Origin of the sequence: uncultured Thiodictyon sp. (assembly GCA_903837595.1) — a bacterium.
In the GTDB taxonomy this organism is placed as follows: domain Bacteria; phylum Pseudomonadota; class Gammaproteobacteria; order Chromatiales; family Chromatiaceae; genus Thiodictyon.
The window spans coordinates 1-3,114 of sequence record CAILVI010000293.1 but is presented as its reverse complement, the minus strand read 5'-3'; the positions used below and the strand labels follow the sequence as shown (position 1 = coordinate 3,114).

General features: G+C 61.7%; 4 protein-coding genes and 1 tRNA gene. All 5 read left to right on the top strand.

Annotated features, from left to right (window positions below; all coding sequences use genetic code 11):
- The first annotated feature begins 71 nt into the window (after nt 1-71).
- Nucleotides 72-156 (top strand) — tRNA-Leu (locus QZY44_RS16275).
- A 177-nt stretch (nt 157-333) separates the two neighbouring features.
- A complete protein-coding gene (locus QZY44_RS16270; RefSeq protein WP_295448304.1) occupies nt 334-690 on the top strand; it encodes an NADH-quinone oxidoreductase subunit A in 357 nt (118 codons plus the stop codon).
- A complete protein-coding gene (locus QZY44_RS16265; protein ID WP_295448302.1) occupies nt 681-1,166 on the top strand; it encodes an NADH-quinone oxidoreductase subunit B in 486 nt (161 codons plus the stop codon). Before QZY44_RS16270 ends, QZY44_RS16265 begins: the two co-directional genes overlap by 10 nt.
- Before the next feature lie 16 nt (nt 1,167-1,182).
- Nucleotides 1,183-1,893: an NADH-quinone oxidoreductase subunit C gene (locus QZY44_RS16260; protein WP_295448299.1), complete on the top strand. Its 711-nt coding sequence runs from the start codon at nt 1,183-1,185 to the stop codon at nt 1,891-1,893.
- Nucleotides 1,886-3,114: NADH-quinone oxidoreductase subunit D (locus QZY44_RS16255; RefSeq protein ID WP_295448297.1), on the top strand; the 1,229-nt coding region annotated here is incomplete at its 3' end. The genes QZY44_RS16260 and QZY44_RS16255, both read left to right, overlap by 8 nt.

Here is a 3,114-nt window from a genome sequence, read left to right as displayed (position 1 = left end):
CGGATTTAGCTGTCTCAATTATGGGGTGGTGATGTTGTGCAATGCAGTAGAATTAATATGTTTTACAAGATGCCGACGTGGTGAAATTGGTAGACACGCTATCTTGAGGGGGTAGTGGCGCAAGCCGTGCCAGTTCGAGTCTGGCCGTCGGCACCATCAGTGAAGCGGTATGTCGTTTATGCGACATGCCGCTTTTTTTTTGCCTCCCGGATAGTCAACTGAAAAATTTTCTATAAGGATCATTGGGCCGGTTGACTTGGTGCGGGGTGGAGCTTTAGACTCATTACCAAGGAACCGTGACACTCACGTAAACGATTGCGGTCTGGAGGAACAGTGCTCGGGAACTACCTGCCCATCTTGATCTTCGTCATCGTCGGCACCCTCGTGGGTGGCGGTGCGATGTTGGCTGGCGCTGTGCTCGGCACCCGCCGCCCGGACGCCGAGAAAGACTCACCCTACGAGTGCGGCTTCGTGGCGTTCGAAAGTGCGCGCGTGAAGTTCGATGTGCGTTATTACCTGGTGGCCATCCTATTCATCCTGTTCGACCTGGAGATCGCCTTCCTGTTCCCCTGGGCGGTGGTGCTCCCGGATCTGGGCGGCTATGGCTTCTGGGCCATGTTCGTGTTCCTGGCGGTGCTGGTCGTCGGTTTCATCTACGAGTGGAAGAAAGGGGCCTTGGAATGGGAATAGAGGGTGTGCTGGAGCAGGGCTTCGTCACCACCACGGCCGACAAGCTCATTAATTGGGCGCGCACCGGTTCACTGTGGCCCATGACCTTCGGCCTGGCTTGCTGCGCGATTGAGATGATGCACGCCGGGGCGGCCCGTTACGACCTGGACCGCTTTGGCATCATCTTCCGCCCCAGCCCGCGTCAGTCCGACGTCATGATTGTCGCCGGCACCCTGGTCAACAAGATGGCCCCGGCCCTGCGTAAGGTCTATGACCAGATGGCCGAGCCGCGGTGGGTGATCTCCATGGGCTCCTGTGCCAACGGCGGCGGCTATTACCATTATTCGTATTCGGTGGTGCGGGGCTGCGACCGGATCGTGCCGGTCGACGTCTATGTGCCCGGCTGCCCGCCCACGGCCGAGGCCTTGTTGTACGGTATCCTGCAGTTGCAGAATAAGATCCGCCGTACCAATACCATCGCCCGCCAACCCGTTTAGATAGGTCGCAGGACCCATGGCAACAGATTCCCTGACCGGTGACGCCAGACTTGCCGGGCTTGAGCAGGCGCTGGAGAGGCACCTGGCCGAGCACGGTTGCGAGACCCGCAGCGCACCCGGCGAGGTCACCTTGGTGGTGCCCGCTGCGCAGTTGCTTGCGGTGTGTCGGCTGTTGCGCGACCATGCCGATTTTCGCTTCGAACAGTTGATCGATTGCTGCGGGGTGGATTACTCCGCCTACGGCGAGACCGAGTGGGACACCGAGGCGGGGGCCGGTGTCGGCTTCGGTCGCGCGGTGGATCGGGACCTGGACCTCACACTGGATGGGCCGGAGCGTTTCGCGGTGGTCTATCACCTGCTGTCATTGGCCCACAACCGGCGCTTGCGACTGCGGGTCTTCGCCGATGGCGCGGCGCCCATGGTGGACTCGGTGATCCCGGTGTGGGCGGCAGCCAACTGGTTCGAGCGCGAGGCCTTCGACCTCTTCGGAATACTGTTTCGCGGCCATCCGGACCTGCGCCGCATCCTCACCGACTATGGCTTTGTGGGTCACCCGTTTCGCAAAGATTTTCCGCTTTCGGGCCATGTGGAGATGCGTTACGACCCGGCCCAAGGGCGCGTGGTCTATGTGCCGGTCAGCGTGGTGCCGCGCGTGCTGGTACCCCGCGTGATTCGCGATGACAGCCGCTATGCCGGGCGTGAATCCGGAGTGCCGAAACATGCCTGAGATCCGCAATTTTACCCTGAATTTCGGTCCCCAGCATCCGTCCGCCCACGGCGTGCTGCGCCTCGTGCTGGAACTGGATGGCGAGGTGATCGAGCGCGCCGACCCCCATATCGGATTGCTGCATCGCGGTACCGAGAAACTGGCCGAGACCAAACCCTATAATCAGAGCATCGGCTACATGGACCGCCTGGACTATGTAACCATGATGTGCAGTGAGCACGGCTATGTGCGCGCCATCGAAAAGCTCCTGGGGGTCGAGGCGCCGGAGCGCGCCCAGTACATTCGTACCCTATATGACGAAATCACCCGTATTCTCAATCACCTGATGTGGCTGGGTGCACATGCGCTGGACATCGGCGCCATGTCCGTCTTCTTGTATTGCTTTCGCGAACGCGAGGACCTGCTCGATTGTTATGAGGCGGTCTCGGGTGCGCGCCTGCATGCCACCTACTACCGTCCCGGCGGCGTCTACCGGGACCTGCCGGGCGTGATGCCGCAGTACCGGGAAGTCGCCACCCCATGGCACACCGCCAAGGAGCTGACGGTGCGCAATGCGGCCCGCCAAGGGTCTTTGCTGGACTTCATCGCGGATTTCACCGAGCGTTTCCCGGGCCTGGTCGACGAATATGAGACCCTGCTCACCGATAACCGCATCTGGAAGCAGCGCACCGTGGGTATTGGTGTCGTCTCGCCCGAGCGGGCACTCCAGCTCGGCTTCACCGGTCCGATGCTGCGCGGCTCCGGGATCGAGTGGGACCTGCGCAAGAAGCAGCCCTATGCCGCCTACTCCAAAGTGGACTTCGATATTCCGGTCGGGGTCAATGGCGACTGCTACGACCGTTATCTGGTGCGGATGGAGGAGATGCGCCAGTCCAATCACATCATGCGCCAGTGCGTGGAGTGGCTGCGCCACCACCCGGGGCCGGTGGCGATCACCGACCACAAGGTGATGCCGCCGTCGCGCACCGCGATGAAAGAGGACATGGAGGCCCTGATCCACCACTTTAAGCTATTCACCGAGGGCTATGGCACCCCGGCGGGGGAGGTCTATGCGGCGGTCGAGGCGCCTAAGGGTGAGTTCGGCTGTTACATCATCTCCGACGGCGCCAACAAGCCCTATCGGCTCAAGGTCCGTGCCCCCGGCTTCCCGCACCTGGCCGCGCTCGATGAGATGAGCCGGGGCCACATGCTGGCAGACGTGGTGGCCATCATCGGGACGCT